At 63.9% G+C, this 22,893-nt stretch carries 23 protein-coding genes; 11 read left to right on the top strand and 12 right to left on the bottom strand.

The features are described 5' to 3' along the window. The 3 genes from JQ617_RS23710 to JQ617_RS23700 form a co-directional block, all read right to left on the bottom strand. A complete protein-coding gene (locus JQ617_RS23710; protein ID WP_212028385.1) occupies window positions 1–801 on the bottom strand; it encodes a restriction endonuclease in 801 nt (266 codons plus the stop codon). Window positions 802–922: 121 nt separating this feature from the next. Then, window positions 923–1,339 carry a hypothetical protein gene (locus JQ617_RS23705; protein ID WP_212028384.1) on the bottom strand — a complete coding sequence of 139 codons (417 nt, stop codon included), beginning with the start codon at window positions 1,337–1,339 and terminating at the stop codon, window positions 923–925. 49 nt (window positions 1,340–1,388) lie between these two features. Further along, window positions 1,389–2,486, bottom strand: coding sequence for a tyrosine-type recombinase/integrase (locus tag JQ617_RS23700; protein ID WP_212028383.1), 1,098 nt, complete (start codon window positions 2,484–2,486; stop codon window positions 1,389–1,391). 145 nt (window positions 2,487–2,631) lie between these two features. On the opposite strand from JQ617_RS23700, the gene dusA reads away from it, so the two are divergent. After that, entirely contained in the window at window positions 2,632–3,651 is a 1,020-nt protein-coding gene (gene dusA / locus JQ617_RS23695; RefSeq protein WP_212028382.1) for a tRNA dihydrouridine(20/20a) synthase DusA, read from the top strand. Between the two features lie 54 nt (window positions 3,652–3,705). Here dusA and JQ617_RS23690 read toward each other — a convergent pair whose 3' ends face one another. The 6 genes from JQ617_RS23690 to JQ617_RS23665 form a co-directional block, all read right to left on the bottom strand. After that, entirely contained in the window at window positions 3,706–4,374 is a 669-nt protein-coding gene (locus JQ617_RS23690) for an outer membrane protein (RefSeq protein WP_212028381.1), read from the bottom strand. A 168-nt stretch (window positions 4,375–4,542) separates the two neighbouring features. Then, the gene (locus JQ617_RS23685; RefSeq protein ID WP_212028380.1) at window positions 4,543–5,097 is read right to left on the bottom strand and encodes a TIGR02281 family clan AA aspartic protease; all 555 of its coding nucleotides are present in this window, start codon (window positions 5,095–5,097) and stop codon (window positions 4,543–4,545) included. A 28-nt stretch (window positions 5,098–5,125) separates the two neighbouring features. Then, window positions 5,126–5,329 carry a DUF1289 domain-containing protein gene (locus tag JQ617_RS23680; RefSeq protein WP_063684657.1) on the bottom strand — a complete coding sequence of 68 codons (204 nt, stop codon included), beginning with the start codon at window positions 5,327–5,329 and terminating at the stop codon, window positions 5,126–5,128. A 44-nt stretch (window positions 5,330–5,373) separates the two neighbouring features. After that, a complete protein-coding gene (locus tag JQ617_RS23675) occupies window positions 5,374–6,969 on the bottom strand; it encodes a sensor histidine kinase (protein WP_063684656.1) in 1,596 nt (531 codons plus the stop codon). 137 nt (window positions 6,970–7,106) lie between these two features. Then, window positions 7,107–8,384 (bottom strand): sodium:proton antiporter NhaD, encoded by a 1,278-nt coding sequence (gene nhaD, locus JQ617_RS23670; RefSeq protein WP_212028379.1) that lies wholly within the window; start codon window positions 8,382–8,384, stop codon window positions 7,107–7,109. Window positions 8,385–8,406: 22 nt separating this feature from the next. Beyond that, entirely contained in the window at window positions 8,407–9,279 is an 873-nt protein-coding gene (locus tag JQ617_RS23665; RefSeq protein ID WP_212028378.1) for an NAD(P)-dependent oxidoreductase, read from the bottom strand. 197 nt (window positions 9,280–9,476) lie between these two features. Here JQ617_RS23665 and JQ617_RS23660 point away from each other — a divergent pair, with 197 nt between their 5' ends. The 5 genes from JQ617_RS23660 (at window position 9,477) to JQ617_RS23640 (ending at window position 13,884) form a co-directional block, all read left to right on the top strand. Further along, entirely contained in the window at window positions 9,477–9,914 is a 438-nt protein-coding gene (locus JQ617_RS23660) for a VOC family protein (RefSeq protein WP_212028377.1), read from the top strand. A gap of 108 nt (window positions 9,915–10,022) precedes the next feature. Then, window positions 10,023–11,165 carry an Mrp/NBP35 family ATP-binding protein gene (locus tag JQ617_RS23655; RefSeq protein WP_212028376.1) on the top strand — a complete coding sequence of 381 codons (1,143 nt, stop codon included), beginning with the start codon at window positions 10,023–10,025 and terminating at the stop codon, window positions 11,163–11,165. A gap of 203 nt (window positions 11,166–11,368) precedes the next feature. Then, window positions 11,369–12,460, top strand: coding sequence for a TRAP transporter substrate-binding protein (locus tag JQ617_RS23650; protein WP_063684651.1), 1,092 nt, complete (start codon window positions 11,369–11,371; stop codon window positions 12,458–12,460). A gap of 511 nt (window positions 12,461–12,971) precedes the next feature. Next, window positions 12,972–13,322 carry a YunG family protein gene (locus JQ617_RS23645; protein ID WP_212028375.1) on the top strand — a complete coding sequence of 117 codons (351 nt, stop codon included), beginning with the start codon at window positions 12,972–12,974 and terminating at the stop codon, window positions 13,320–13,322. Between the two features lie 100 nt (window positions 13,323–13,422). Continuing rightward, window positions 13,423–13,884: a hypothetical protein gene (locus JQ617_RS23640; protein ID WP_212028374.1), complete on the top strand. Its 462-nt coding sequence runs from the start codon at window positions 13,423–13,425 to the stop codon at window positions 13,882–13,884. A gap of 151 nt (window positions 13,885–14,035) precedes the next feature. On the opposite strand, the gene JQ617_RS23635 is transcribed toward JQ617_RS23640, so the two are convergent. The 3 genes from JQ617_RS23635 to JQ617_RS23625 all read right to left on the bottom strand — a co-directional run bounded on the left by JQ617_RS23635 (window position 14,036) and on the right by JQ617_RS23625 (window position 17,474). After that, window positions 14,036–15,196 (bottom strand): acyl-CoA dehydrogenase family protein, encoded by a 1,161-nt coding sequence (locus tag JQ617_RS23635; protein ID WP_212028373.1) that lies wholly within the window; start codon window positions 15,194–15,196, stop codon window positions 14,036–14,038. 179 nt (window positions 15,197–15,375) lie between these two features. Next, the gene (locus JQ617_RS23630) at window positions 15,376–16,353 is read right to left on the bottom strand and encodes an ABC transporter substrate-binding protein (RefSeq protein WP_212028372.1); all 978 of its coding nucleotides are present in this window, start codon (window positions 16,351–16,353) and stop codon (window positions 15,376–15,378) included. Between the two features lie 158 nt (window positions 16,354–16,511). Continuing rightward, window positions 16,512–17,474, bottom strand: a complete 963-nt coding sequence (locus tag JQ617_RS23625; RefSeq protein ID WP_212028371.1) for an AraC family transcriptional regulator — start codon at window positions 17,472–17,474, stop codon at window positions 16,512–16,514. 216 nt (window positions 17,475–17,690) lie between these two features. Here JQ617_RS23625 and JQ617_RS23620 point away from each other — a divergent pair, with 216 nt between their 5' ends. The 5 genes from JQ617_RS23620 (at window position 17,691) to JQ617_RS23600 (ending at window position 22,861) form a co-directional block, all read left to right on the top strand. Next, entirely contained in the window at window positions 17,691–18,461 is a 771-nt protein-coding gene (locus tag JQ617_RS23620) for an alpha/beta hydrolase (RefSeq protein WP_212028370.1), read from the top strand. Window positions 18,462–18,971: 510 nt separating this feature from the next. Further along, a complete protein-coding gene (locus tag JQ617_RS23615; protein ID WP_212028369.1) occupies window positions 18,972–19,730 on the top strand; it encodes a sulfite exporter TauE/SafE family protein in 759 nt (252 codons plus the stop codon). Between the two features lie 149 nt (window positions 19,731–19,879). Further along, window positions 19,880–20,653 (top strand): SDR family NAD(P)-dependent oxidoreductase, encoded by a 774-nt coding sequence (locus tag JQ617_RS23610; protein ID WP_212028368.1) that lies wholly within the window; start codon window positions 19,880–19,882, stop codon window positions 20,651–20,653. A 143-nt stretch (window positions 20,654–20,796) separates the two neighbouring features. Then, window positions 20,797–21,471: a response regulator transcription factor gene (locus tag JQ617_RS23605; RefSeq protein WP_212028367.1), complete on the top strand. Its 675-nt coding sequence runs from the start codon at window positions 20,797–20,799 to the stop codon at window positions 21,469–21,471. Between the two features lies 1 nt (window position 21,472). Continuing rightward, on the top strand, window positions 21,473–22,861 hold the full coding sequence (locus JQ617_RS23600; protein ID WP_212028366.1) for a sensor histidine kinase: 1,389 nt from the start codon (window positions 21,473–21,475) through the stop codon (window positions 22,859–22,861). Window positions 22,862–22,893 lie beyond the last annotated feature (32 nt).

Here is a 22,893-nt window from a genome sequence, read left to right as displayed (position 1 = left end):
TTAGCTCGGGAAGAGGTCGCGAACGCGGAGAAAGGGCATGCCTGTTTCGGCTGCCCTGCGCACCTTCCGTTCAAGAACCTGGCTGAGCGGTATCTCGCGGTCGAGCAGCTCATAGAGATCTAGACCGTCCATGCAGATGACGCGCTTGCCTCGACCAAAGGCGACGAGTCCGTCTTCAGAGAAGCCGCTGTTGCTCACAAACAGACCCCTTGTCCAAGCAGCCTTCTGCTCAATCTTGCCGTGGAACGTGTGCAGATCAGCAACCCCGATTGGCTGAGCGTGCCACTTGGCTTCCAGCAGATAGGTCTCGCTGCCGAGCTGGAAGCTGCCGTCGATCTGCTCACCGCGGAGGCGGAACGGTTCTTGTGCGGCCAGACCGAACGCGTCAAACAGGCCTTTGAGGAACGCCTCAAAGGCAAAGCCGCGTGCCTGTGCACTTAGCGCGGAGACTTGCAGCAGCTCGGCTTTTATGGCGGCGATCCTCTGGCGATCGACTACGGGCGCGGATTGGGTTGCTGGCTTTGGAGTCGCGCCGCCGGAGAGACGATCGATCAAGCCTTGATAGCGCGACTGGGCATCGATGACTGGGTCCTTGCCGCCGCTGCGGGCGAGATATTCGGAGCGGTGCTCCCAGAGCGCAGCGAGCAGGCGGACGGCAGTGGCGTCGTCGCAGTTCTGTAGAAAATAGCGTAGCCGTTTCCCCTTGGAGCCACCGTTCGCCGCGTATTTGGGATCGTCGATGTTGACCTTCAGCTCGGACGCGAAAAAGTCCGCGAAGCTCGTGTCGGAAAAGTCCAGCACGAATCCGGGGCCTCGGACGAAGTCAACGAGGTCATCTACAAGGCGGAGGTCGATGGACCGTATCGAGCTAATAGATTGCCTCCCCAACGGACTGCATTGATCTAGTCGTCCTTACAGACGTCTAGAAATGACGCAACTGCGGAAGCGTCGATCGCAACGTCTTATCTTTCATCTTTTCCCAGGAAAGCTGCCCACGGTCGGGAATAACCTTGTTCTGATATTCGGTGAAGCCCCCGATCGGCAGCCACCTAGTTTCGCGTTCTTCGATGTTCCGCTTAAAATCCTCGGCAGGAAACGTCCAGGCCAAACGCCATTGGCAGCAACCGTCGGGGATGCCGGTCACAGGTCCAGCTATTTGAGGGAAGTCCGTCAAACAGTCGGACCAATACGTCATATCCCGGGGCAATTCCTCGAAGCGAGCCTTGGTGTAGTGATAAAGATAGATGAAGCGGTCCTCAAAGCCCGTGAAATCGGAGTCCGGTTGAACGAGCTGGGGATCGCTCTTTGAGATAACGTACCGCCTTGGATTGTAGTCCATCGGGTTTAACACCAAGCCTCGCCGCCCGCTTCAGGTCCGTGCCAGACCCTCACTGAACGCACCTCGCCGGTGTCGATTCCGTTACAGTCGCGAGCCATTTCCAACTAGCATACTTATCTCCTGTCTGACGAAGATGTGTATAGCGCTTGAGGCTTGACCATGAGCGATGACCGGATACAGCCGCGACTTGTGGGATATTTCTGCCGATTTCAAATAGCCTTGAAACGCCCTCATGTCGCAGATCGTGAAAGTGCAAATCTTTAATTCCAAGGAATTGGCATGCGCGCGTAAATCCCGCTCCGATCGCGTCGGTCGTAAACGGAAAGATTTCTTCAGCATTCGATGGCATCGAATTGATAATTCGAAGAGCTACCGACGGAAGATCGCACCAGACATCATTTCCGATTTTTTCGCCTGGATTCTTCATGTCGCGGACTAGAATCCTGCTACCCTCGTTGTCCAAATCCGGTCGGCGAAGGCGCGTGATTTCCTCCTGGCGGCGCGTCGAAAAAATCGCGAATGCAATAACTTTCTGCATTGGCACTGAAGACGGTCGTCTCCTTTGTCGTTCTCCAAAATGAGCCATCAGGAGATCTAGTTCATCTAGTGTGGGGCGTCGATCACGCATGCGGCTCTTGCCGGTCACGCCGAGCCGTTTCGCGACAACGAATGCGTCTTTCATCGCGGCCTGATCAAGCGGATAGCTCCACGCCGGGCGCGCAATTGCGAAGATAGCCGCGAGATGCGAGAGATAGTTGCTGACGGTCTGAGGCTTAACCTTCGCTGCGAGCTGGTTGGCGAAAGCGACAAGGTCGGCGCTGGAAATCGTCGAGCATCGTCGGTTCGCAATCTCGTAGCGCTTTATTGCGTTGAGCACCTGTGTTTTGGTTCGCCCGATCTTCTTCTTTGATTCAGCGACGTAGCGGTCGATAACGTCGGCGAGGGGAGGGTCTCCAAGTTGCTGCCGTTCAAGCGCTCCCGGCGCGGCTAGCTCCCTTTCCCTTTTTTCTAGCCAAGCTGCAGCTGCTTGTTTTCGATCGAACGTCTGAGCTTCGCGGTGCACGATGGCGCCGGCGCGCTTTATAAGAAGCTGAGCCAGATGCGCGGTGGTGCCGTCTTTGCGCTTGCGGGCGATAATGGTTCCCATTACGTGCCTCGTTGAACTAGCAAGAGCGGTACAACATCGCGCTTTTCGGTACAACATTGTTGTACCGACGGGCGAAAAATAGGTGAGAATGGGCGAAAATCGGTGCAAATCGGCGAGGTTTCGGCCCATGCAGAGTAGTAACTAAATGACTGAAATTAAAGAAAAAGGCGTAAATTCAGCTGCTTGGCGGTTTTCCGTGGCCCCCATGATGGATTGGACTGACCGGCATTGCCGGGTGTTCCACCGTCATCTGACGGGCCGGGCGCTGCTCTATACGGAGATGGTGACGACCGGTGCCGTCATTCATGGCGATCGGCAGCGGCTGCTTGGCTTCGACGCGAGCGAGCATCCTGTCGCGCTTCAGCTCGGCGGGTCGGATCCGCGCGACCTCGCTGAGGCTGCGCGGATCGGCGAGGGCTTCGGCTATGACGAGATCAACCTCAACGTCGGCTGCCCGTCAGATCGCGTGCAGAACGGCCGCTTCGGCGCCTGCCTCATGGCGGAGCCGGCGCTGGTGGCGCGATGCGTCGCTGCGATGAAGGCCGCAGTTGCGGTGCCCGTCACCGTGAAGTGCCGCATCGGTATCGACGAGCAGGATCCGGAAGTCGCCCTCAACGCGCTTGCGCGCGCGGTGGTCGCCGCGGGCTGCGACGCGCTGATCGTGCACGCGCGGAAGGCCTGGCTCAACGGTCTGTCGCCGAAGGAGAACCGTGATATTCCGCCGCTCGACTATGATCGCGTCTATCGCCTCAAGCGCGCCATGCCTGACGTGCCCATCATCATCAATGGCGGCGTTCCAGGCATAGACGCGGCGAAAGCGCATCTTCAGCACGTCGATGGCGTGATGCTCGGGCGCGCTGCTTATCAAGACCCGTGGCGGCTGCTGTCTGTCGATTCCGAGATCTTCGGTGAAGCCGCGCCGCATGCGACCATGCAGGACGCGTTCGAGGCGATGACGCCCTATATCGAGGCACAGCTCGCGCGCGGCACGCGGCTGCACGCCATCACGCGGCATTTCGTCGGCGCATTCCACGCCGTTCCCGGCGCGCGCGCCTTCCGCCGCCATCTTGCCGAGCAAGGCGTGAAGCCGGGCGCTGGACTCGACGTGCTGCGCGATGCGATCGCGCATGTCGGTGCACGCGCGCCGGCAGAGGCAGCGGCCTAGCCGCCAACATCTTGAAGAGCCGGATCGCAGCATCCGGCTCTTCGTCAATCGTTCTCAGCGGAACAGGTCGAAGTGATAGTTCACGCCGACGCGGAAGGTGTGGAATTTCGCGGCATTCCAGTCCGGCAAATCGTCGTGCTTGAACTCGGTGTAGAGATATTCGGCCTTGGCCGACCATTTCGGCAGGAATGCCCACTCGACGCCGCCGCCCGCGGTCCAGCCCATCTTCATCTTGTTGATCGGGCCGTCCTTCAGTTCGCCGGCGGCAAGGCCGGCGGTGCCAAAGAACAGCAGCCGTGAATCCATCGTCGCGATACCGGCGCGGGCGCGGCCGGTCATGTACCAGGGAACGCTCACCGCAGCACTGTTGAGGGCGTCGTGGTTCTTGATGTCGCCGCCTTCGAAGTCGTTCTCGATGCCGACCACGAACATCGGCGAGAGCTGATAATTGTAGCCGATCTGCACGCCGCCGACGGCGCCCTTGACCTTGCCGCCGCTGACGCCGACCAGATTGTTGAAGGCATCGTCGCCGCTTTCGGCATAGCCGGCATTGAAGCCCGCGTAGAGACCGGTCCACGAATAGACCGGCTGCGGCGCCGTGTAGGCGGAGGCGGGTGCCGCATAGCGCGGCGACAGGTCCGCAGCGCTGGCGGTGCCTGCGGCGAAGGCCGCGGCAAGGGGCAGGGCGCGCATCGCGCAGCGTAGGGCAGCTCTGGCAGTCATGATCTCAATCTCCCACTTGGCCGCGTTCCCCCTGGGAATGCGGCACTCGTCAAACCCCGATCCGGGAATGGCGTCCGTTATAAACCGACTAGACGGTTTGTAAATAGCCCGGAAGCCACACTCCTGTGCATTCGATGGATCGCCCGGGTCGTGGCGGGAGTGGAAGGATTAGTCGATCGCCGTGCGCTGGCGGCGCGAGCTGCCCTGGAGCTCGGGATAGCCGGTGAGCATCAGCTTGTCGGCGCGAACGCCCCAGCTTTCCAGGCGGTCGAGGAAGCTCATGCCGAGCAGATTGGTCTTCATCTGTCCGCGCTGCACGACGAGCGCCGGCACCGATTTCTCGACGAGATGGCCGACCGCGAGGCGGTCGATCGTGAGCCGCGCCGCCTTTGTGTGGCCGCCCGCGGTCTCCAGGTCGACATTGTATTCGAGCATCTCGAGCGGCAGCCCGATCGCCTTGGCGGTTTCCCAGGTCAGCACCACGGAGGTCGCGCCGGTGTCGATCACCATCGGCGCGGCGACGCCGTTGATCTTGGCGCGCAGTGCGAATTCGCCGCCCTGGCCGCGTGGGATCTGCACGGCCGGCGCCGGGGAGGCGGTCTGTCCGCGGAAGATGTGCGACACCTTGTGGCTCGCGCGTGCGATCCGGTCGGGATCGCCATAGGCGACGACGGCGCCAGCCGTGCCGGCGAGCATGACGAGGACGAGGAGGAAGCGGATCATCGCGCGCCCCCACGAGCGCGCGAGCCCGTCAGCCGCGTTTCGGCGATCCGCCGATCGGCGTCAATCCGGCGTCGGCCATCCGCGCGGGCAGCAGCGCCATGACCGAGAGTCGTTCCGCGCTGTCCATGGCGTGCCAGCGCGCGATCTCCGGCAAGGTGCGGCCGCAGCCGAAGCACAGCTTGGTCTTGGGATCGATCATGCAGACGGCGACGCACGGCGTTTCTTTGCTCATTCGGACATAGTGGAGGATTGTCGGGCATGTCGGCAAGCATCTGGTTAAGAGCCCGTGCCTGCGCTCATGATCGGCTTGTGGCGCGGCCGGCGCTTCTCGTCGGGCACCATGGAACCTTCGGGCTGGAGCGGCGGAGAATCGTCCGAGAGCGGCGCCAGCGCGCTCATCACCCGCTCCGGCGGGAAGGTGACGATCACCTCGGTGCCGATCCGCAGCTTCGATTTCAGCGTGAACGTTCCGCCATGCAGGTCGATCAGGTTCTTGGCGATCGGCAGGCCCAGGCCCGCACCCTGTTCGGCCGACTTGATCGAGTTGGAGCCCTGGCCGAACGAGGCGAGCACCACCGGGATCTCATCCTCGGGGATTCCGGAACCGGAATCCCGCACCGAGAGGTATTGTCCGCCCGAGGCGGTCCAGCCGGCCTTGAGCCAGATCTCGCCGCCTTGCGGGGTGAACTTGATCGAGTTCGAGAGCAGATTAAGCACGACCTGGCGGATCGCGCGCTCGTCGGCCCAGAGCCGCGGCATGGCCTGCTCGAACACCTCATGGATGGTAATGCCGCGGCTGGACGCGCGCAGCTTCATCAGATGATGGCAGTCGGCGACGATGCCGACCAGCGACACCGCTTCCTCGTTGAGCTCGTAGCGGCCGGCCTCGATCCGCGACAGGTCGAGGATTTCATTGATGAGGTTGAGCAGGTGCACACCGGAATTATGGATGTCCGCCGAGTACTCCTTGTAGACCGGCACTGCATGCGCGCCAAAGATCTCGCTCTTCATCACCTCGGAGAAGCCGAGGATGGCATTGAGCGGCGTGCGCAGCTCGTGGCTCATCTGCGCGAGGAAGCGCGACTTGGCGACGTTGGCGGACTCGGCGCGGTGGCGCGCCTCGTCCGAGATCGCCTTGGCCTGTTCCAGCTCGCCGATCAGTGCGTCCTTCTCGGCGCGGGCCTCGAGGGTGGCGAAGGTCGAGGAGTGCAGCCGATGCGCCAGCAGCACGAAATAGCCTTCGGCCGCGATCGCCAGCGCGGCCAGGATGTAATTGTCCAGCGAGCCGGTCATCACGAAGCTCAGCGCCATCGCGACCGCGACCGGGGCGGTGGCGGCCAGCGCTGCGATCGGCAGGTTCGCTGCCAGCATGCTCGACACTGCGATCACCAGCAGCATCAGGAACATCATCAGCGTTTCCGTGACCATGTCGAGCACGGGATGGATGAGGATCGCCATCCAGCACAGGCCATAGAGCAGGTCGAGCACGACGAAGCGGGTGCGCCAGGCGCGCGTTGCCGCGGGCGAGGTGGGCTCGGCCAGGAAGCGATGGCAGCTGCGGATCAGCGCGGCATGAATGCAAAGCATGCCGGCGGTCCAGGCCGCGGCCGGGATCGGCTGCATCCACAGCCCGAACAGCACGCCGGTTGCGACCACCAGCAGCATCACGACGTAGGAGGCCGACAGCCGTGTCTGGGCATATTGGCGCAGCATCTCGGCGTCGAAGGCCGGCCGGGTTCCGCTGGTCGACGTTAACTTATCGCGCGCCTCGCGCACCCGTTGCGACGCAGCCCTTCGGCTGCTCGCCGATGGAGCGCTTACCGGCTCGGCCGGAAGCTGGACAACTTCAGGCTTTTCAGCGGGGTTACTCATCGAACAACAACGATTCCTGCCCGCGCCGGGCGCGGGCCTTCTGCATTGTCTATCTCTGGCAAGAAATCCTTAAGAGGTGACTTAAGGAGCTAAAGAATTACGTTAACCCGGCGTTAATTTCCTGCCGGTCCGCGGCCTCAGTGCAGCGCGCCGTGCTGGGCGATGTACACCACTGCGCCGGCCAGATAGCCCGCCAGCGCGGGGCCGGCGATGCGGCGGGCGTACCAGAGGAACTCGATCCGCTCGAGGCCCATGGCGGCAACGCCCGCGGCCGAGCCGATGATCAGGATCGAGCCGCCCGTGCCGGCACAATAGGCGATGAACTCCCAGATGAAGCTGTCCGCAGGATAATGCGCGAGGTCGTACATGCCCATGGTCGCGGCGACCAGCGGCACGTTGTCGATGATGGCGCTGAGCAGGCCGAGCACGATCACGATGATGTCCTGGCGGCCGATCGTCGCGTCGAGCCATTTGGCCACCATCGACAGCAGGCCGGCATGGTCCAGGCAGGCGACGGCGAGCAGGATGCCGACGAAGAACACGATCGAGCTCATGTCGATCCGCGTCAACGCGTGAACCAGCCTGAGCGGCTGGCGGACATGCTCGTCCTTGTGACGGTGCACGATCTCGCCGACCAGCCAGAGCACGCCGAGTCCGAACAGGATGCCCATGAACGGCGCCAGATGCGTGATCGCCTTGAACACGGGCACCGCGATCAGCGTGCCGAGCCCGAGATAGAACATCAAATTGCGCTCGAACCTGTCGACAGCCAGGACTCCATCGTCCTTCGGCGGCGGTGCGATGGTCTTGCCCCTGAGCGAGAAGCTGATGAAGACGAGCGGCACCAGCAGATTGAGCAGTGAGGGCAGGAACACCGCGCCCATGATCTTCACCGGCGTGATCTGTCCGCCGATCCACAGCATGGTCGTGGTGACGTCGCCGATCACGGTCCATGCGCCGCCGGCATTGGCGGCGATGACGATGAGGGAGGCGAACAGCAGGCGGTCGTCGCGACGGGCGATCAGCTTCTGGATCAGCGAGATCATGACGATGGTGGTCGTCAGATTGTCCAGGATCGCGCTGAGGAAGAACGTGACGAAGCCGATCAGCCAGATCAGCGTGACCTGGCTCGTGGTGCGGATCAGCGAGGTGATGACCTCGAAGCCATCGTGGGCGTCGATCACCTCGACGATGGTCATCGCGCCGATCAGAAAGAAGACGATCTGCGCGGTGGAGCCGACGGATTCGTCGAGCTGCCGGCCGACCAGCGCATGGTCGCCCGTCGCGACCGCGTAGATGGTCCATAGCAGCCCCGCACCGAGCAGTGCGGAGGCGCTCTTGTTGACGCCAAGCGGGTGCTCGAGCGCGATCGCCGCATAGGCAAGGACGAAGATGGCGGCGATCGCGATCAGCAAGGCGGGAGCAGTTCTTCAGGTCTCAGCGATTGAGGCGCGCGAGCAGGCTCGACGTATCCCAGCGCTTGCCGCCCATCTTCTCGACTTCGGCGTAGAACTGGTCGACCAGCGCGGTGACGGGCAGGTTGGCGCCGTTGCGGCGGGCTTCCGCGATCGCGATCGAGAGGTCCTTGCGCATCCATTCGACTGCGAAGCCGAAATCGTACTTGTCATCGTTCATGGTCTTGTAGCGGTTCTCCATCTGCCAGGACTGCGCTGCGCCCTTGGAGATGGTCTCGATCACATCGGCGACGTCGAGGCCGCTCTTCTTGGCGAAGTGGATGCCCTCGGAGAGGCCCTGCACCAGACCGGCGATGCAGATCTGATTGACCATCTTGGTCAGCTGGCCGCTGCCGGCGGGCCCGAGCAGCTTGCACATGCGCGCATAGGCGGCCGTGATGATCGGCTCGGCGCCGGCATAGGCATCCTGTGCGCCGCCGCACATCACGGTGAGCACGCCGTTCTCGGCGCCGGCCTGGCCGCCGGAAACGGGAGCGTCGATGAACTTGAAGCCGGCCTTGGTCGCGGCCGCATCGAGCTCGCGCGCGACTTCGGCGGAGGCGGTGGTGTGGTCGACGAAGGTCGCGCCCTTCTTCATGCCGGCGAACGCGCCGTCAGCGCCGATCGTCACCGAGCGCAAATCGTTGTCGTTGCCGACGCAGCACATCACGAAATCCTGGCCCTCCGCGGCGGCCTTCGGGGTGGCCGCGGTCTTGCCGCCGAACTTGTCCGCCCATTCCTTCGCCTTGGCCGCGGTACGGTTGTAGACGGTGACCTCATGGCCCCCTTTTTTCACGAGGTGTCCGGCCATGGGGAAGCCCATCACGCCGAGACCGAGGAAAGCGACTTTAGCCATTGTGGTACCTTGTCCGTAGTTTGAGTTTTACGGTTATAGCCGGGCGAGGGACGCCCAGGCGGCAATTTGAGGTTCCGCCGAGGAAGCGGACCGGGGGCACCATAAACCCTATGGGCCGGAGGGCAACGGCTTCGTTTGGCGGCCTCCTGTGCTAGGATGGCGGACCTCAAGGACTTCAAAACAAGGGAGCGAAAAGCATGGGCGGCGTGAGCGTTGGTGTCCTCGATCACTTCAACATCCGGACCCGGAATCTGGCCGAGACGGTTCGCTTCTACGAGGACGTGCTGGGCCTGGAGAAAGGCGCCCGGCCGAATTTCGCCTTCCCGGGGGCCTGGATGTACAGCGAGGGCAAGGCGGTGGTGCACCTCGTCGATATTTCGCCGACCCAGGAGCCACAAAAGCCGGATTCCGGCGTTGTCCACCACGTCGCCTTTGTCAGCCGCGGGTTTGACGGCATGAAGCAGCGGCTGGCGTCCAAGGGGATGACATTCGACTCCCGCCAGGTGCCCGGCGGCGACCTCTGGCAGATCTTCGTCCACGACCCCAACGGGGTCATGATCGAGCTGAATTACGAGGCCGCCCTGGAGCAGGGGACCGCGCCTGCCGAGATGGCAGACGATATCGGCAGGCAGTAGCCTTTTGGGCGTTTCCGCTCTAATGGGGCATCCTAAAGTCCTGAGCATGATCCGGCCGGAACACCGCTTCGCACGTTTCCGGATCATGCTCTCTGCAGGAGATGCGCTTTGAGCGTGACGCAGCAACAGGTTCTCGACAGCCTCGCCCGGATCAAGTCGCCGCGCGGGGTCGCGCTCACCAATGCCAATGTGCTGAGCCCGATCAGCGCCTCCGACGGCAAGGTGTTCTTCTCGATCAATGTCGATGCCGCCGAGGCGCGGGCCTGGGAGTCCATCCGGGGCGAAGCCGAGGCCGCGGTGCGCGCCATTCCCGGCGTCACCACCGTGATGGTGGCGCTGACCGCCGAGCGCAAGGCGGGCTCCGCACCGCCGCCGCCCCCGCAGCCGAGCCGCGGCGCGCCCGGCGTGCAGCCGGTCCACGCCCACAAGCCGCCGCCGCAGGGCGGCGCCCAATCGCCGATGGCGCGGCAGTCCGAAATTCCGGGCGTCGCCGCCGTGATCGCGGTCGCCTCGGGCAAGGGCGGCGTCGGCAAGTCGACCACCGCGCTCAACCTGGCGCTCGGCCTGCGCGACCTCGGCCTCAAGGTCGGGCTGCTCGATGCCGACATCTACGGCCCCTCGGTGCCGCGCCTGACCGGCCTGCACGAGAAGCCGGAGCTGGACGGCGAGCGCAAGATGATTCCGCTTCGCCGCTTCGGCCTTGCCATCATGTCGATCGGCTTCCTCGTCGAGGAAGAGACCGCGATGATCTGGCGCGGTCCGATGGTGATGTCGGCGGTGACGCAGATGCTGCGCGACGTCGCCTGGGGCCAGCTCGACGTGCTCGTCGTCGACATGCCGCCGGGCACCGGCGACGCCCAGCTCACGCTGGCGCAGAACGTGCCGCTGAAGGGCGCCGTGATCGTCTCGACCCCGCAGGACCTGTCGCTGATCGATGCCCGCCGGGGCCTTGCGATGTTCAAGAAAGTCAACGTGCCCGTGCTCGGCATCGTCGAGAACATGAGCTATTTCCAGTGCCCGCATTGCGGCACGAAATCCGACATCTTCGGCCATGGCGGGGCGCGGCACGAGGCCGAGAAGCTCGGCGTCCCGTTCCTTGGCGAGATCCCCTTGCACATGGCGATTCGCGCCACTTCGGACGCCGGCAACCCCGTGGTCGACAGCGAGCCGGACGGGCCCCATGCGGCGATCTACCGCGCCATTGCGGGACAGGTCCGGGACCAGCTCAAGGGCGTCATCGCCACGGCCTGAGGCTTTCAGGCCAATCCATTGGGGGCATGCGACTTTCGTAGACCCCCGTCATGCCATTGTCGCGTTCCGAAACCGGGCCGTCCGTGTTAAAGGCCACGGCAGTCAAGCCCCTTCGGTGCGACGCGGCCCATAACGCGTCGCCGGCATGAGCGGCGGCAAAGAGGAAGTCTAGGGGAAACGCCCCAGCAAGGAGAGACCTGAAGATGAAGCGTCGTGATTTTCTGAAAGTGTCGGCAGCAGGCGCGGCGGCGACCGCCGCGGTGGCCTCGCCGGCGATCGCGCAGTCCTCGCCCGAGATCAAGTGGCGCCTGACGTCGAGCTTCCCGAAGTCGCTCGACACCATCTATGGCGGCGGCGAGCAGCTGGCGAAGTACGTCGCCGAGATGACCGACAACAAATTCCAGATCCAGGTGTTCGCCGCCGGCGAAGTCGTCCCGGGTCTCCAGGCGCTCGATGCGACCTCGAACGGCACGGTCGAGATGTGCCACACCGTCTCCTACTACTATGTCGGCAAGGACCCGACCTGGGCGATCTACGCCTCGGTGCCGTTCGGCCTCAATGCGCGCCAGCAGAACTCCTGGTGGTACCAGGGCGGCGGCGAGCAGCTCGGCAACGAGTTCTTCAAGAAGTCGAACGTGATCGGCTTCCCCTGCGGCAACACTGGCACCCAGATGGGCGGCTGGTTCCGCAAGGAGATCAAGACCGTTGCGGACCTCTCGGGCCTCAAGATGCGCATCGGCGGCATCGCCGGTCAGGTGCTGCAGAAGGTCGGCGTCGTGCCGCAGCAGCTCGCCGGCGGCGACATCTATCCGGCGCTGGAAAAGGGCACCATCGACGCGGCCGAGTGGGTCGGCCCCTACGATGACGAGAAGCTCGGCTTCGCCAAGGTCGCCAAGTACTACTACTATCCGGGCTTCTGGGAAGGCGGTCCGACCGTCCACGCCTTCACCAACCTCGACAAGTGGAATTCGCTGCCGAAGAACTACCAGGCAATCCTCACCAACGCGGCCGCCAATGCCAACAGCTGGATGGCCGCGCGCTACGACATGCAGAACCCGGCGGCGCTGAAGCGTCTGGTTGCCGGCGGCACCCAGCTTCGTCCGTTCACCAACGAGGTGCTCGAAGCCTGCCTCAAGTCGACCAACGAGCTCTGGGCCGAGATCTCGGCCAAGAACGCCGACTTCAAGAAGTCGATCGACGCGATGCAGGCCTACCGCTCCGACGAATATCTGTGGTGGCAGGTCGCCGAGTACACCTACGACACCTTCATGATCCGCGCGCGCACCCGCGGCTGATCTCTCAGGCAAGTCGCAAACACCGGAAAAGCCCCGCCTCGAGGAGAGGCCGGGCTTTTTCTTTGCCGCCGCGCATCGAGGTCCAAAACAAAACGTCGAAAACAACCCCATGCACAGTAGAGAGGCGGCGAGGGCGCATTGCCCAGTGGATGCTGCCAACAGTCTGGCGTGCTGGAGGAATTTGTCGGAAGCGGCAATCGTCGTGCAATTGAGGCCGAAATTGGACTGCTGGGCTGAGCGGGAGATTCCGTTTGGCTTGATCGGCCTCACAGGACAGCCCGAACGACCTCGTCGTTTGACGCGCCCGCTGCTTCCACATCGTCATTGCGAGCGCAGCGAAGCAATCCAGAATCTTTCCGCGGAGGGACTATGGATTGCTTCGCTGCGCTCGCAATGACGGGCGGATGGAATTGAAATCAACGCGGCCATTTGACTCGTCGGGCAAAACAGTGGCATAAAGCAATTATCGAAAAATCCGAAATGGCGGCGTGCGGTCTAAGTGAGGATGTCGATGCACTTCGATCCAGATGGGGTTCAACGCGCGCTGCGCAAGGCGTGGTCGTTGTCGACATCCAGCCAGTGGACCGCGGACAACCCGGCGGCGGGGCAATGCAACGTCACCGCGCTGCTGATCCACGAGCTCTTCGGCGGCGATTTGCTGAAGACGCCGCTGCCGGCCGGAGATCATTTCTACAATCGGATCGAAGGCCGGCGCTACGATTTCACGGCGAGCCAGTTCGATCAGCCGATCGCTTACATGGACTTGCCGACGGACCCGGCCGATGCGGAGCAGGGCGCAACGAGCAGCCAATTGGCCGCACTCAGAACAGAGTTTCAGACGCATCGCACGGAATCGCGCTAGGTTGAAAAGCCGTCGTCCTGCTTGATTCCGGCACGGGTTCATCGTTAGTGCGGAGCCGACTGGGCGCGAGACTGGAGCCGATCAGGTGTGGCGACTTGTGTTGTTCTTTGCCATGACGTGCGCTGCGCATGCCGAGGACCTGGTTGGAAAGCGAGTGCCGCCCTTTCCGGATGGACTGCAACAAGGGGGTGGGTCGTGTATCTCCGCCGGCACCCAGGATCCGTGCCGACGGCGTGTCAGCGTCCTCATCAACGCGGCGGGCAAGCAGATCGGAGTCTACGCATCCATCTCTGACGGCCATGACGAGAAGGGCAGGCCATATGGGATTGTCACGGACCTCGTTCCGTATCCGAAGATTCGCAAAGGGTATCATCTGGATTGGGGCAGCTGCCGATACGACAGAGTCGAAGACGGCGCCGTCGTGGCCGTTGTCCGAGACTCGAAGCGCCGCTGGTTACCAGCCGTTGAGTGGGCTTATCGGGTGGACAGCGCCTCTGGCAAGCTCGTCAATCTCGATCCAGCGCGCGTCGATTGCTTCAACACGGCGCTGGAGGCCGACTAGCCCCCGGGAACGTTGCAGGATGGGTAGAGCGAAGCCAAACCCATCATCGCGGCAGCGGATGACCCACTGCGCTTCTATTGCTTGAGCAGGCAGCGATGGGTTTCGCTTCGCTCTACCCATCCTACGTGCTGCGTGCTCCACCGCGCGCCGGTCAGTGTTGCGCTGCTTTCCAGTCGCGCTTGATCTTCTTGGCCAGCGACCATTTGTGAACTTCGGTCGGGCCGTCGTAGATCCGGAATGCGCGGATTTCGCGGAAGGCCTGCTCGACGATCGTCTCGGTCGAGACGCCGGTGCCGCCCATTACCTGGACGCAGCGATCGGCGACGCGCATCAGCGCTTCCGACACGGCAACCTTCGCCATGGAGCTTTCGCTCGTCCCGAGCGAGCCGGTGTCGAGCACGCTCGCGCACCAGTCGATCATCAGCTCCGATTGCTTGAGATCGATCAAATTCTCCGCCAGCATGAAGCCGACGCCCTCGTGATCGACCAGCGGTTTGCCGAACGCCTGGCGGCGGCAGGCGTAGTCGGTGGCGATTTCGTTGGCGCGGATCGCCAGGCCCAGCCAGCGCATGCAGTGCGACAAGCGGGCAGGGCTCAGGCGGATCTGGGCATATTTGAAACCATCGCCGGACGCGCCGAGCATCTGGTCGGCAGGCACACGAAGATTTTCGATGTCGATCTCGGCATGTCCGCCGGGCATCGAGCTGTCGATCGTATCCAGCACGCGCACCGTGCGGATCGCGGGATTGGGCAGGTCGACGAGGAACATGCAGGCGCCGTCGTTCGACTTCGCCATGACGATACCGACTTTTGCGCCCTCGGCGCCGGTGATGAACTTCTTTCGTCCGTTGATGATCCAGTGATTGCCGTCCAGACGGCACGTCGTCTGCATCATCGACGGATCGGATCCGGCGCCGCCCGCATCCGCAGGCTCGGTCATGAAGAACGCCGAGCGCGCCTTGCCCGACACGAGCGGCTCGAGGAACCGCGATTTCTGCTCGCTGCTTCCGACCTTGCCCAGCAGATACATATTGCCTTCGTCGGGCGCCATGGTGTTGCACGCCAGCGGTCCGAGCGGCGAAAGGCCGGTCTTGATCAGGGCCTTTGCGGTCTCGCGTTGCGTGAGATGAGATCCGTCCGGCAGAATATGCGGCGTCAGGACGCCGGCCTTGTGCGCCTTGTCGCGCAGCTCCTGCACGAGCTCATCGCTCGGGCCGTGAGGACCTGTCCGTGGATCCTTCTCGTAGGGAATGACCTCGGCGCGGATGAACGCTTCGATCTTCGCGGCAAGGCTGTCGTCTTGATGGGACATTACTAACTCCGGTCGACACCCGCCCCGGCGGAGCGCTGGCTCTCGATCACTCGTGCTCGACCGCGGCGTTCGCAGGGGATTGAGGCCATCGGTCACGGTGACGCGAGCTCGTTATATAGACGGGCCGGATTTGAGCAACACCGCCCGTTTTGCCGCCGCGCGGAAGGCGCGGTGCAGGCTCATTCAATCACTTCGTCGGCGCTGGCCAGCAATGTCGGAGGCAGCGAAAGGCCGAGGGCTCTGGCCGTCTTCAAATTGACGACGGTCTCGAACTTCGTCGGCTGCTGGATCGGCAGATCGGAAGGCTTGGCGCCCTTTGCGATGCGGTCCACATAGGCCGCGAGGCGCCGGTATTGCTCGGACTGCAGCGGCCCGTATGTGCAGATGGCACCGCTTCTCGCGAAAAGGGACCATGCGGCGGTCGCCGGGATGTGCTGATCCGAGGCGAAGTCGAGGATCAGTTTTCGATTCTGGACCGCAAAGCCGTCCGAGAAGATCGAGACGGCTTGGACCGGTTTGGTCTTGATGCCGGCAAAGGCGTCTTCCAGTTCCCTCAGCGAGGCAGTTGGATAGTAATCGATATCGACGCCGAGGCGCTGCCCGGCTTGCTCGGAATTGGCCTTCTCGAGATTGACGCCGTGATGCTCAGGGTTCGCGATGATGGCCACGCGCCGGAGTCCCGGAACGATGTCGCGCAGGATCTCCAGCCTCTTGCCGTTGAGCTCGGCGGCCATCAGCGTGACGCCCGTCATGTTGCCACGCGGGCGCGCGAGAGTGTCGGCGAAGCCTGCCGCCACGGGATCGCCGCTGAAGATGTAGACCAAGGGAACGGGCAAAGAGAGCTTTGAGAGTTCGGATACGGCAGCCCCTTGAGCGACGATGAGCTTGACACCGGACCTCACCAGCTCTGCCGCAAGTGCGGGCACGTCACTGACCTGGTCGTTGCCGAACCGATAGTCGATGAAAAGGTTCTGTCCCTCGGCATAGCCGAGGTCGCTGAAGCCCTGGCGCAGGGCCGCAAGGTACGGCGTGAGGCTCGCTTCGCGCTGTGCTGTCAGCCATCCGATCTTGAGCGCTTTCGGGTTGCTCTGCGCAGCAACAGTCCGGGAGCAGCTTGCCATCGATGCGGCCAAGACCAAAAACGAGCGCCGGTCCATCTTCTCACCGTTCCGTCTCATTCAGGCCGGGGCCCGGCCGCAAATTCTTCCGCGAGGCTGATCGAGCAGGGGACGGGCTCGTTATACAGACGGGGGCCGAGTTTGAGCAACAGCCGCGCGGGCAATCGCCTATTCCGACGCCCGCGTCGGAGCCGGGGTCAGTCGGCGATTTCTGGTTCCTGAGCGTCCGCTTGTCTTTTGCCGGTGTCGGAGCGTCGTGCTGCCCGGTACCGGCCGGGCGATTGGCCGTGATGCCGATGGAACAGTTTCGAAAACGCCGCCGCCGTCTCGTAGCCGACCCGGCTCGCAATCCGTGCGATGGGCTCGTCGCTGGTTTCCAGCAGGAACGCCGCTTCCGCCATCCGGCGTTCGATCACGTAGCGATGCATGGACTGACCAACGAGCTTGGTAAAACGCGCCGAAAACACCGAGCGACCGAGCCCCACGCGCTGACCGAGGTCGCTCAGCGTCCACGTCTGCTCCGGGTTTTCGTGGATCAGCTTCAGCGCCGGTCCGATGTGCGGATCGGATATGGCCCCGAGCCAACCGCCTTGTCCGGGACTGAGAGAAGCGATCCAGCTTCGGAGCACTTCGACAAAGAGCACTTCCGTCAATCGCGACAGCGCGACGCCTTGGCCGGGGCGCTCGGTCGCGGACTCGCTGACCATGCGGCGCAGGATCGCTTCGAGCCAGCCGCCATCCGCCGTCGGCTTCAGAAGGAGCACGGGCGGCAGCAGCTCTAGCACATTGCCGAACAGTGGCCGTGACACCGTGAAGTTGCCGCAGATCATGGTCGCGTGCGGCTTCGTACGGCTGCCGTGTCGAACGACGCCAAGACGCGGGGACATCCGATCAATATCGATGATCCGCAGCGGCTTGGCCCGGCGATCCGAATAAAACACATGGGGCTCGCCACGTGTGATGACGACAAAATCGCCAGCGGTCATCTGCATTTCCTCACCCTGTCCAAGCGCGAGGGTCGCTGAGCCATGGCTGAGGTAGTGAAACAAGGCGTAGGGGCGCGTCGGCAACTCAAGGTGCCAGGGATGGCCGAGCTCGAAGTGAAAGAGCAGCGTCCCACCGAGACGAACGCGATCCAGCACCTGGGCGAGGATGTCCATGCCGTGCAAGTTAGTCCGATGGACGATCGGACACAACATCCGGACGATTGATCGCTGTTGGCCGAAGCTCTGCGGACTACCTCATCCCGCGGCGGGCCGACGCCAGGTGGGGCAACCATTTCGCCAACGGCGGATGGAAAACCGCGATCTTACTGGAAACGCCTGTCCATTCCCTCCCCGGACTTCATTCGTCCGACATTCCAACAGGATCATTCAATGCGAAACATCCTTCTTTCAGCTGCCACCGTACTCCTGGCCGGGTCAACGTTGACGGGCTTTGCCCGTTCAGCCGAGTTGCCCAAGGGCGCAGCCCACAACATCGTGCTCGTGCACGGCGCCTTCGTGGATCAGACGAGCTGGCAGCCTGTTGCCGATATTCTCACGAAGAAAGGCTACAACGTCACGCTCGTCGAAAATCCGCTCACCTCCCTGCAGGCCGATGTCGATGCGACCAAGCAGGCGCTCGCAAAGCAGGCGGGCAAGACCGTTCTGGTCGGCCACTCCTGGGGCGGCTTTGTGATCACGCAAGCCGGCGACGATCCCAAGGTTTCGGCGCTGGTCTATGTGTCCGCCTTCGCGCCGGAGGTGGGTGAATCCCTTGCGGCGCTGTCAAAGGCCGGCCCGCCGACCGAAGGCGGCAGCGCGATCCATCCCGACGCGAAGGGCAATCTGTACATCGATCCCAAGGTGTTTCCGTCGGCTGTCGCGGCCGACCTTCCCCCGGAGATCGGCGAGCATCTGGCTCACTCGCAGCTTCCGTTGAGTGTCGCCGCGTTCGAGGCCCCCGTCACCATTGCGGCCTGGCACGACAAGCCGACGTTCGACGTCATCACGACGAAGGACAGGGTCATCGCGCCCGAGGCCCAGAAGTCGTTCGCGGCCAGGATGAAGGCCCAGACGACGGAAGTCGCCGGCAGCCACGCCTCGCTCGTCGTGCACGCGAAAGAAGTCGCCGAGGTCATCGAAAAGGCGGCGCTTGTGAAGTGAACGGACTACTCCCGGCGCGAAAGCGCCGGGAGATCTCGCGGGCCAGCGCAGCCGGGCGCCTGGCATCATCCACCGATCAACCTGTCGAATGCGAGCAGCAATCCGAACGTGATGCCGGTCACGGCAAGGAACGCGGTGAAATAGAGCAGGCGGTACATGATCGAACGATCCAGGGGTTGTGCAATCCAGACAACGGACACGCCCCTTGATGGTTCTCCCGGAAATTCAGGAGGAGGGCCGCCGAGGCCGAGGGATGGCGCCCAAATTGCACCGAGATCAATGTTATTATTGTACTGAGGTGTAGATCGGATCATATTCCGGGCAATCAAAGCATTGCACCGGGCTCGTTCCCGGACGGAGCCACGAAATGACCGTCAGTTATCTCGACCTGTTTCTCGCATTCATCGGATTGGTGTTCGGCGTCCCCTCGGCGCTGCCCGGCCTGTTTTTCCGGACCGAGGACACCTCGCGCCCGGCTTCGTAGCGCTGAGCAGGGCCGGGGATGCCGCTATGGATCTGACGGCCACCACCATCCTCATCGCCTTCGCCGGTGTGTTCCTGATCTGCTTCATGAAAGGCGCGTTCGGCGGCGGATTCTCCATCGTCGGCATTCCGCTGCTGTCCGTCGTGATGGACCCGGTGACGGCCGGCGGCCTGCTCGCGCCGCTGTTCATCGCGATGGACCTGTTCGCGCTGCGCTACTGGAAGCCCTCGACCTGGTCGAAGCCGGACCTCGTCTTGCTGTTGCCCGGGCTCCTGATCGGCATCGCCCTCGGCTATCTCCTGTTTCGCGTGCTGGACCACCGCGCCGTCGCGATCGTGATGGCGGTCGTCACGCTCGTCTTTGTCGGCCTGTGGTTCTCTAGCAATCCGAAGGTGATCATTCGTCCGCGCTCGAGGCCGAAGGCGGTTGCTGCCGGTCTCGCCTCGGGCGTCACGACAATGGTCGCGCATTCCGGCGGACCGCCGCTTGCGATGTATCTGCTGCCGCTCGGCCTCAGCAAGGAGGTCTATGCGGGAACGACGAGCCTGTTCTTCACCGTCGGCAATGCGACCAAGGCGGTGCCGTGGCTGCTGCTGGTGCGCCCGAGCGGCAACGAATGGATCGTGATGGCGATCTGCCTCCTCGCCATTCCCGCCGGCGTGTGGCTCGGCTGGCGCCTGCACGGGCGGCTCGACCAGCAGCAGATCTTTCGCGCCTGCTACGGATTGCTGGTGGTCACGGCGTTGAAGCTGCTGTGGGACGGCGTGTCCGGCTATCTCGCCTGAAGCACGCGCCGCGACGCGATGGATCGCGTCGGCGGCAAAGGCGTTGACTGGATGAATGAGGTCGGCGACGAACAATGCCGCAGGCCATCGCGGGCGCGCAGAGCCGTGACATCGGGCCTGGCGTGCCGCGACAGACCAGGGAGCAGCGCATGGCGATCGTTTTCATCACCGGCAGCACGGACGGTCTCGGCCGGGCGGCGGCGCAATCGCTGCTCGATCAGGGGCACCGCGTGGTGCTGCATGCGCGGTCGGCCGATCGCGCCGCGGCGGTCGCGGACTTCACTTCGCGTGCCGCGGGAGTTGCGGTTGGCGACCTCAGGAGCGCGGCCGAGACCAAGGGCATCGCCGATCAGGTCAACGCGATCGGACGCATGGATGCGATCATCCACAATGCCGGTGTCTACACCCAGGACAGCCGCGCTGCGACTGCGGAGGGGCATGCCGGCACGCTGGCGATCAACACGCTGGCGCCGTACCTGCTGACGGCGCTGATCGAACGGCCGAAGCGGCTGGTCTATCTCAGCAGCGGCCTGCATCGCGGCGGCGAGGGGTCGCTGCGCGATCTCGACTGGACGGGGCGTAACTGGGATGCGGCCAAGGCTTATGCGGAGAGCAAGCTGCATGTGGTCGCGCTGGCTTTTGCGCTGGCGCGGCGCTGGCCGCAGGTTCTGAGCAATGCGGTCGATCCCGGCTGGGTGCGCACCCGAATGGGCGGTGCGGGCGCCCCCGTGGATCTCGACACCGGACAGCGGACACAGTCCTGGCTCGCCGTCAGCGAGGAGCCGGCCGCGATGGTCAGCGGCCGCTACTGGCATCACCTGCGGCAGGAGCAGCCGGCCGATGAGGCCACCGACCCGGGCTTCCAGGACGCGCTCATCGAGAGGCTGAGCGAGCTGACGGGCGTGACGCTTCCCCCGGCCTAGCCTTGGCTGACGTGAACCTGACAGGGGCTCGAAAAGCCGGGCGAGGCCCGCCTTTTTGCTGGCCGAAACGGCGTGGATGGTGGAAGAGAGCGAAGAATGCGGCGCGAGCCGTGAGCTGACATGAATACTTTTCCGGACACGCGATGCGCCTTCTGATCGTCGAGGACAATGCCGAGCTGGCGCGGCTCGTGGCCGCGGGGCTGTCGGCCGCGGGCTACGAGAGCGACATCGTGGGCAGTGCCGCCGAGGCGCGCGAGGCGGTCAGCAGCGTCAGCTACGCCGCGATGATCCTCGACCTCGGGCTTCCCGACGGCGACGGCCTGTCGGTGCTGCGCGAGCTGCGCCGGCAGATGGAGCCGCTGCCCGTGCTGGTGCTGACCGCGCGCGGCGGCCTGCAGGATCGCGTCAGCGGCCTGCGCAGCGGCGCCGACGACTATCTGGCAAAGCCGTTCGCGATGGAGGAGCTGGTGGCGCGGCTGGAGGCGATCCTGCGCCGCCCCGGCCAGCTGCTCGGCCGCTCGCTGCGCCTCGCCAATCTTGTCTACGACACCGAGAGCCGCCAGATCTTCGTCGACGACCAGCCGCGGATCATCTCCGCGCGCGAGACCTCGGTGCTGGAGATCCTGCTGCGCCGGCAGGGCCGGGTGGTGCCGAAGAAGAACGTCGAGGACCACATCTTCGGGCTCGAAGGCGAGGTCGCCTCCAACGCGGTCGAGGTCTACGTCTCGCGGCTGCGCAAGCAGCTCACTGAACACGGCGCCAAGGTCGTGATCCACACCATCCGCGGCGTCGGCTATCTGATGGCGGAGGAGAAATAGCGTGTCCGCCGCCCGGTCATCCGCCAGGCCGACGTTCAAATCGCTGATCTGGCGCATCGTGTTCCTGCACATCGTCGCGGTCGCGGTGGTCGCGATCTTCCTGCCGCTGGTGCTGTTCTGGCTGCTCAACTCCGAGGTCGACCAGCTGCATCGCGACGCCATGCGCGCCCAGGCCGAGGTGCTCGCCGAGCGCATCGTCCCGCAGGCGGACGGCACGCTGACGTTCAATCTGCCCGACAGTCTGAGGGGCCTCTATTCGGAAGCCTATGGCCGCTACCTCTACGACATCCGCGACGAGGACGGCCGCGTGCTGTTCTCCTCGCGGCGAAGGTCCGGCGATGCTGCGCCGCCGCGACTGTCCGACACAATTTCCGGTGCCGGCGTCAGCCGCGTGATCGAGGGCAGGACGGTGCGCATCCGCGTCGCCGAGGACCTTGCCCATCGCGACGTCATCATCGACGACATCATCTCGAACTTCTTCCGGCGCGTGGGATGGATCACCATCCCGATCCTGCTGGTGCTGCTCGCCACCGACATCATCATCTTCCGCCGCGCCGTCGCGCCGCTGTGGAAGGCCTCGGAGGAGGCGAGCAATATCGGCCCGGCGCGCACCGACATCCGCCTGCCGACCGAGCAGATCCCGCGCGAGATCATGCCGCTCGTCACCGCCGTCAACCAGGCGCTCGACCGCCTCGAGGACGGTTTTCGCGTGCAGCGCCAGTTCACGGCCGATGCCGCGCATCAATTGCGCACGCCGCTCGCCATCCTGCGCACGCGGATCGAGACGCTCCATGACGGGGCGGCGAGGGAGGCGCTGCATGCCGACATCGAGGGCATGAGCCGCATCGTCGCCCAGCTGCTGGAGATCGCCGAGCTCGACACGCTGGTGCTCGATCCCGGCGAGACCGCCGATCTGCGCGCCGTCTGCACCGAGGTGGTGGGGTCGATCGCGCCGTTCGCGCTGGCCCAGCACAAGGACATTGCGCTCCGGGGCACTGACGCGCCGGTGCTGATCCACGGCAATGCGGAGATGCTCCAGCGCGCGATCTTCAATCTCGCCGAGAACGCCATCAAGTTCACGGCGAAGGACACCTCGGTCGATGTCGAGGTCGGCGAGGACGGCTCGGTGCGGGTGCGCGATTGCGGCCCGGGCATTGCCGAGGGCGAGCGCGACCTGATCTTCCAGCGCTTCTGGCGCCGCGACCGCCAGCGCAGCGACGGCGCCGGCCTTGGCCTGTCGATCGTGCGCGGCGTCGCCGACGATCACGCCGCGACGGTCGCGGTGGAGAATCTCGAAGGCGGCGGCGCGGAGTTCACGCTGCGGTTTCGATTGGCTGATGCAGCTTCTTTACCCTCTCCCCTTGCGGGAGAGGGTGGCTCGCTGCACTAGCGGCGAGACGGGTGAGGGGTCTCTCTCCGCGA

Source organism: Bradyrhizobium sp. KB893862 SZCCT0404 (assembly GCF_018130885.1).
GTDB lineage: Bacteria > Pseudomonadota > Alphaproteobacteria > Rhizobiales > Xanthobacteraceae > Bradyrhizobium > Bradyrhizobium stylosanthis.
The sequence above is the reverse complement of the archived record's forward strand: the minus strand, read 5'-3'. Positions and strand labels throughout refer to the sequence as shown.